Here is a 7,151-nt window from a genome sequence, read left to right as displayed (position 1 = left end):
GACGACGAGCCACGTCCCGGTGAGCGACGGTTCGTCGGCGGGCGGCACCGGACGCCAGGCGACGCCGTACCGCCACGCGTCCGTGCCGGTGCGCCGGGCCGCGCCGTCCCGCCAGCGGCGCAACGCGGGCAGCACGGCGGGGAGTTCGGCGTCGGCCGCCACGCCGAGCTCCGCGGCCAGCGCTTCGGGCGCGGAGTCGACGAGCGACCAGAACCGGTCGTCCTCGGCGGCGCGGGGACGGGCTTCCGGCTCCAGCCAGAACCGCTCCCGCTGGAAGGGGTAGGTCGGCAGATCCAAATGGCGGCCCCGACCGGGGAGGAGTGCGTTCCACGCAGGGGTGACGCCGTGGCAGTGCAGCCGGGCGAGCGCTGTCAGCACGGAGTGCGCCTCGGGCCGTCCCCGCGGCAGGCAGGCGACGTGCACGTCGGTGCCTCGGCCGCTGTCCGCCGCGACGCCGGTGAGGGCGGTGTCGGGGCCGAGTTCGAGGAAGGCGGTGACGCCGTCCGCGCGGAGCGCCTCCAGCCCGTCGTGGAAGCGGACGGTCCTGCGGACGTGGTCCACCCAGTAGCGGGGGTCGGCCCACTCCCGGGCGCCGGCCGGCGCTCCGGTCGTGTCGGAGACGAGCGGGATCGTCGGCTCGTGCCATTCGACGGAGGCGGTGACGCCGAGGAAGTCGTCGAGCATGCCGTCCATGCGGGGCGAGTGGAAGGCGTGGCTGACGTTGAGCCGCTTGACCCGCCTGCCCGCCTCCCGCCAGTGGGCGCAGACTTCGGCGACCGCGTCCTCGTCCCCCGACACGACGACCGACCGCGGCCCGTTGACCGCCGCGAGGCCGACGCGGTCCTCCCGGCCGCGCAGCAGCGGGACGACCTCGTCCTCCGCCGCCTGGAGCGCGGCCATCGCGCCCCCGCTCGGGAGCGCCTGCATCAGGCGGCCGCGGGCGGCGACGACGGCGCAGGCGTCGGCGAGCGACAGCACCCCGCCGACGTGGGCGGCGGCGAGCGCGCCGACGGAGTGCCCCAGCAGCCTCACCGGCCGCACCCCCCACGACTCCAGCAGCGCGAAGAGCGCCACTTCGACGGCGAAGAGCGCGGGCTGTGCGAACTCGGTACGGTCCAGCAGCGCCGCCTCGGCGGTTCCCGCGCGGGCGAGGACGACCTCGCGCAGCCGCCGGGGCAGGTGCGCGTCGAACTCCGCGCAGGCCGCGTCGAAGGCCGCCGCGTAGACCGGGAACCGCGCGTACAGCTCTCCGCCCATGCCCGGGCGTTGGCTCCCCTGCCCGGGGAACAGGAACGCGGGCCGACCGGGCTCGGCCGCCCGGCCGCGTACGAGGTCGGGGTGGGGCTCCCCGGCCGCGAGCGCGCGGAGCGCGGCGCGCGGCGGCCTCGCGCCGTCCGCCAGCACCACCGCGCGGTGCGCAAAGGTGGCGCGGGAGGCGAGCAGCGCCCGCGGGACGTCGCCCGGCGCGGCGTCCGGCCGGCGGGCGCACCACGAGAGCAGCCGGTCGCCCTGGTCCGCCAGCGCCTCGGCCGAGTGCGCGGACAACAGCCAGGGGAGGAGGGGCGGATCGTCCGGCGCCGGGGTGTCGTGGACCGTCGCCGGAGGCGCCTCCTCGACGATCAGGTGGGCGTTGGTGCCGCTGATGCCGAAGGCGGAGACCGCCGCCCGCCGCGGCCGGCCGGCGGACGTCCAGGCGCGCGCTTCCGTCAGGGGCAGGACGGTACCCGCCGACCAGTCGACCTCCGGCGTCGGTACGTCGGCGTGCAGGGTCGGCGGCAACACCCGGTGCCGCAACGCGAGTACGGCCTTGATGACGCCGGCGGCCCCGGCGGCTGCCTGTGTGTGCCCGAGGTTGGACTTGACCGAGCCCACCCAGAGCGGCGCGTCCGGGGCCCGGGCCGCGCCGTACACCGCCATCAGCGCGCGGGCCTCGATCGGGTCGCCCAACTTCGTTCCCGTGCCGTGCGCTTCCACGAGGTCGACCTCCGAGGCGGGCACCTCGGCGGCGGCCAGCGCATCCCGCAGGACGCGCTCCTGCGAGGGGCCGTTGGGCGCGGTGATGCCGTTCGAAGCCCCGTCGGAGTTGACGGCGGAGCCCCGGACGACGGCGAGCACCGGGTGGCCGAGCCTGTGCGCGTCGCTCAGCCGCTCCAGGAAGAGCATCGCCGCTCCCTCCCCGAGTCCGAAGCCGTCGGCGTCGGCACCGAACGCCTTGCACCGGCCGTCGGGGGCGAGCACCCGCTGCCTGCTGAACTCGCCGAACGCGCGCGGCGTCGTCAACACCGTGGCACCGCCCGCGAGCGCGGCGGTGCACTCTCCTTCGCGCAGCGCGCGCACCGCCGTGTGCAGCGCCACGAGCGACGACGAGCAGGCCGTGTCGATCGTCTCGGACGGGCCGTTGAGGCCGAGCGTGTAGGAGAGCCGGCCGGAGACCATGGCTCCGGTCGTGCCGGTGACGACGTGGCCCTCGGCCGCTCCCGGTGCCGCGGCGAGCACGTGCGAGTAGTCCTGGATGTTGGAGCCCGTGAAGACGCCCGTGGGGCTGTCGCGGAGGGAGTCGGGGGCGATCCCCGCGTTCTCCACCGCCTCCCACGCCGTCTCCAGGAGGAGCCGCTGCTGCGGGTCCATCGCCTGGGCCTCGCGCGGCGAGATCCCGAAGAACTCCGCGTCGAACCAGGCCGCTTCGTGGAGGAACCCACCGGAGGCGGTGCGGCTGCGTCCGGGCGCGTCCGGGTGCGCGGGGGCGGGCCCCGCGACCTCCCAACCGCGGTCCTTCGGCAACCCCGAGACGGTGTCGCGGGCCTCGCTGACCACCTGCCACAGGTCGTCGGCGCTGCTCACCCCGCCCGGGTAGCGGCAGCCGATGCCCACCACGGCGATCGGCTCGCGCCGCCGTCCCTCCAGCTCCTCGACGCGGCGCCGAGCGGCGCCCAACTCGCCGCTGATGGTGCGCAGATGCCGCGCGAGGCGCTCCTCGTTGCTCGGCCCGCCGTGCGTCACCGCTGCCTCCTTCCGTCCGCCGTGCGCCGCCCGTTCACGATTCGCCGTACCGGCTGTCGAGGAGGTCCAGGAGTTCCTCGGTGGTGTCCACCGACTCCAGGTCCCGCGCTTCGTCGGCCGCACCGCCGCGCAGGGTGCGCAACAACGCCTCCGCGCGGGACGCCAGTTGCCGACGTACCGTCTCGTCCTCCGTCGGGAGCGTCCGCGCCTCCGTGCCGATCAGGTCGAGCCGGGTGAGGAGGTCGGGCGCGTCGCGGCGGTCGGAGAGTTCGTCGAGGAGGCGGGCTGCGAGCCGGGTCGGGGTCGCGTGGTCGAAGAGGAGCGTCGGCGGCAGCGCGAGTCCGGTGGCGCGGTTGAGGCGGTTGCGGAGGTCGACCGAGAGCAGCGAGTCGAAGCCGGCCTGGCGGAACTCCTGCTCGGCCGGCAGCCGTTCGTCCGTGCCGCGCCCGAGCACCACGGCGCCGGTCCGCCGCACCAGGTCGAGCACGGTGCGCTCGCGGTCCGCCGGCACCATGGCCGCCAGGCGCTCCCGGAGCCCGGTGCCCTCGGCGGCGCCGGGCGCTCCCGGTGCCTGCTCGCGGGCGGGCTCGGCCAGGTCGGCGAGGAGCGGGCTGGGGCGTACGGAGGTGAACACCGGCACGAAGCGCGCCCAGTCGACGTCGGCGACCACGTGGAAGGCGCGGTCGGTCGCCATGGCCTGGTACAGGCCCTCGAAGGCCGTGGCGCGGTCGAGGAACGGCAGCCCGCGGCGGACGACGAGGTCGGCGTCCGTGCGGTCCTTGGTGATCCGCTCGTCCCAGATGCCCCAGGCCACCGAGGTGACGGGGAGGCCGTCGGCGCGGCAGCGCTCCGCGAAGGCGTCGAGGAACGCGTTGGCGGCGGCGTACGCGCCGTGTTCCGCGCTGCCCCAGACCCCGGCGATCGACGAGAAGAGGACCAACTCGCGCAGGTGCTCCGGGTCGAGGAGCTCGGCGAGGTTGACGGCGCCTGCGACCTTGGCGTCCACCACCTCCGCGAAGTGGCCGAGCGTCGTCGACTCCAGCGAGGCGATGTCCAGGTGGGCGGCGGCGTGCACCGCCGTCGTCACCGGACGGCCCGCGTCCGCCAGGTCCCGCAGCACGGTGCGCAGCCCCTCCCGGTCCCGTACGTCGCAGGCGTACGCCTCCGCCCGGCAGCCCGACTCCCGCAGCTCGGCGAGGAGTTCGGAGACGCCGGGAGAGGCGGCCCCCCGCCTGCTCACCAGGGCCATGTGCGGCGCCCCGCGTTCGGCCATCGACCGTGCGAGGTGCGGGCCCAGCGAGCCGCAAGACCCGGTGATGAGGACGGTGCCCGCCGGACGCCACGGGTCGCGCGCCGCGGTGGGGGAGCCGCGGACGAGCCTGCGCACGCGCGTCCCTCCGCCACGGATCGCCCACTGGTCCTCGTCGTGGCCGGAGGTCAGGACGCCGAGGAGCGCCTCGGCGGCGGGACCGTCCGGCTCCTCGGGCAGGTCGACGAGGCCGCCCCACCGCGCGGAGTGCTCCAGGGCCACGACCCGTCCCAGCCCCCAGACCTGGTGCCGGCCCGGGTGCGGCGGCGCCTCCTCGACGTCCGTGGCCCCGCAAGTGACCGCCCACAGCGGGGCGTCGACGCCGACGTCGCCGAGCGCCTGCACCGCGGCGACCGTCAGGGCGAGCCCCGTCGTCAGCCCCCGCAGCGACGGGTGCGGCCGCTCGTCGAGGCCCAGCAGCGACAGCACGCCCGCGTACTGCCCGCAGGCCGCCCCGTCGAGGCGGGCGGCGAGCGCGGCGCGGTCGGCGTCGTCCGCGCCGAGGGTCAGCGGTACGCACTCCAGCCCGCGGTCCGCGAGGAGGGAGCCCACCCGCTCCGCCTCCGGCGTGCGGCTGGTCAGCAGGAGCCAGCGGCCCGCCGGGCGTCCCTCCGGGACCGGGTGCGCGCGCCAGGCCACTTCGTACCGCCACGAGTCGAGGTCGGCCTGCCGCCTGCTGCGGCGGCGCCAGGCCGCGAGCGCGGGCAGCGCCTCGGCGAGTCCGTCGTCCCCGCCGAGCTCGGCCGCCAGCTCCCCGAGGTCCTCGCGCTCCACGGCGTCCCAGAACCGCGAGTCGGCAGCGCACGCGTCCGCTGCGTCGGCGGGTCGGGGCGCGTCGAGCCAGAAGCGCTCGTGCTGGAAGGCGTACGTCGGGAGCGGTACGGTCGCGCCGGCGCCGAGCGCCCGGTGCCAGTCGACCGGCAGTCCGTCGACGTACCCCTCCGCCAGGGAGCGGAGCATCCGCTCGGTCCCGCCGTCGTCCCGCCGCAGCGAGCCGAGGACCGTTCCCTCGGCGCCGAGCGCGTCGAGGGTCTCGCGCACGCCGACGGTGAGTACGGGGTGCGGGCTGCACTCGGCGAAGAACCCGAACCCGTCGGCCGCCAGCGCCTCGACGGACCTCTCCAACCGCACCGTCTCGCGCAGGTTGCGGTACCAGTACCCGGCGTCCAGTTCGCTGCCGGTCAGCCGAGTGCCCGTCACCGTCGAGTAGAGCGGCACCGCGCCCTCCCGCGGCGCCACGCCCGCGAGGTCCGTCAGCAGGCGGTCGCGTACGGCCTCGACGGCGGGGGAGTGCGAGGCGTAGTCGACGTCGACCCGGCGGGTGCGGACGCCGTCGGCCCGCGCGGACTCGACGAGTTCGCCGAGCGCGTCTTCGGGTCCCGACACGACGACGGAGCCCGGGCCGTTGACCGAGGCGAGCGAGAACCTGCCGTCGAGGCGGTGCCGCACCTCGCCGACGGGCAGGCCGACGAAGACCATCCCGCCCGTGCCCGCGAGTTCGGCGAGCAGCCGGGACCTGGTGGCCACGACCCGCGCGCCGTCGCTGAGGGACAGCGCCCCCGAGACGCAGGCGGCGGCGATCTCGCCCTGCGAGTGGCCGACCACCCCGTCGACGGGGACTCCCAGGTCCTGCCACACCCGCGCCAGCGAGACCATCACCGCGAAGAGCGCGGGCTGCACGACGTCGACGGGCGCCGCCGCGGCGCTGCCGTCCGCGAGCACGTCCCGCAGCGACCACTCGACGAAGGGTGCCAGCGCCTCCTCGCACTCCCGGAGCGAGGCGGCGAACACCTCGCTCTCCGCGAGCAGTTCGCGGCCCATGCCTGCCCACTGCGAACCCTGCCCCGGGAACATCAGCACCGTGCGCCCCGGTCGCGCCGTCCCGGTCCGCACCGAGGCGGGGGCGACGGCGTCGGGGCCCTCGCCGAGCGCGTCGAGTCCGTCGAGCAGTTGTTCCCGGTCGGCGGCGACCACCACGGCCCGGTGCGCGGAAGCCGAACGAGCGGTGGCGAGCGACCGCGCCACGTCCTGCGGCGCGAGCTCCGGGTGCGCCGCCAGGTGTGCGCGCAGCGCCCTCGCTTGAGCGGGCAGCGCCCCGGAGGTGCGGGAGGAGAGGACGAACGGTACGGGCGGGCCCGACTCCGGCGCCGGCGTGTGCGCGGGCGGCGGGTCGCCTTCTTCGAGGACGACGTGCGCGTTGGTGCCGCTGATGCCGAAGGAGGAGACGGCGGCGTGGCGGGGGGTGCCGGTGCGGGGCCAGGGCTGGGGCCGGGCGAGGAGGTGGAGGGTGCGCGGGCTCCAGTCGATCTCGGCTGTGGGGTGGTCGGCGTGGAGAGTGGGCGGCAGCGTCTCGTGGCGGAGTGCCTGGACGGCCTTGATGAGGCCGGCGACGCCCGCGGCGGCCTGGGTGTGGCCGATGTTGGACTTGAGGCTGCCGAGGTGGAGGGGGCGGGCGGGAGTGTGGCCCTGCCCGTAGGTGGACTGGAGGGCCTGCGCCTCGATCGGGTCGCCCAGCCGCGTGCCCGTCCCGTGCGCCTCGAGGAGGTCGACATCGGCGGGGGCGACGCCCGCCTGGCGGAGCGCCGCCCGGATGACGCGCTGCTGCGACGGCCCGTTGGGTGCGGTCAGCCCGTTGGACGCGCCGTCCTGGTTGACGGCCGAGCCCCGTACGACGGCGAGGACTTGATGGCCGAGCCGCCTGGCGTCCGACAGCCGCTCGACGAGGAGCACGCCCACCCCCTCCGACCAGCCGGTGCCGTCCGCGTCCGCGGAGAACGGCTTGCACCGGCCGTCCGGTGCGAGCCCGCCCTGGCGGCTGAACTCGACGAAGATGTTGGGCGTC

2 protein-coding genes are annotated in these 7,151 nt (G+C 76.3%); both read right to left on the bottom strand.

Going from position 1 to position 7,151, the window contains the following annotated elements; all coding sequences use genetic code 11:
- A partial coding sequence (locus UWG_RS0121680; RefSeq protein WP_016909303.1) for a type I polyketide synthase occupies positions 1–3,000 on the bottom strand: 3,000 nt, incomplete at its 3' end.
- A gap of 34 nt (positions 3,001–3,034) precedes the next feature.
- A partial coding sequence (locus UWG_RS0121675) for a type I polyketide synthase (protein ID WP_016909302.1) occupies positions 3,035–7,151 on the bottom strand: 4,117 nt, incomplete at its 5' end.

This window comes from Streptomyces xiaopingdaonensis, assembly GCF_000262345.1.
Classification (GTDB): Bacteria; Actinomycetota; Actinomycetes; order Streptomycetales; family Streptomycetaceae; genus Streptomyces; species Streptomyces xiaopingdaonensis.
Note: the sequence above shows the minus strand (reverse complement) of the source record. Positions and strands in the feature narration are given on the sequence as shown.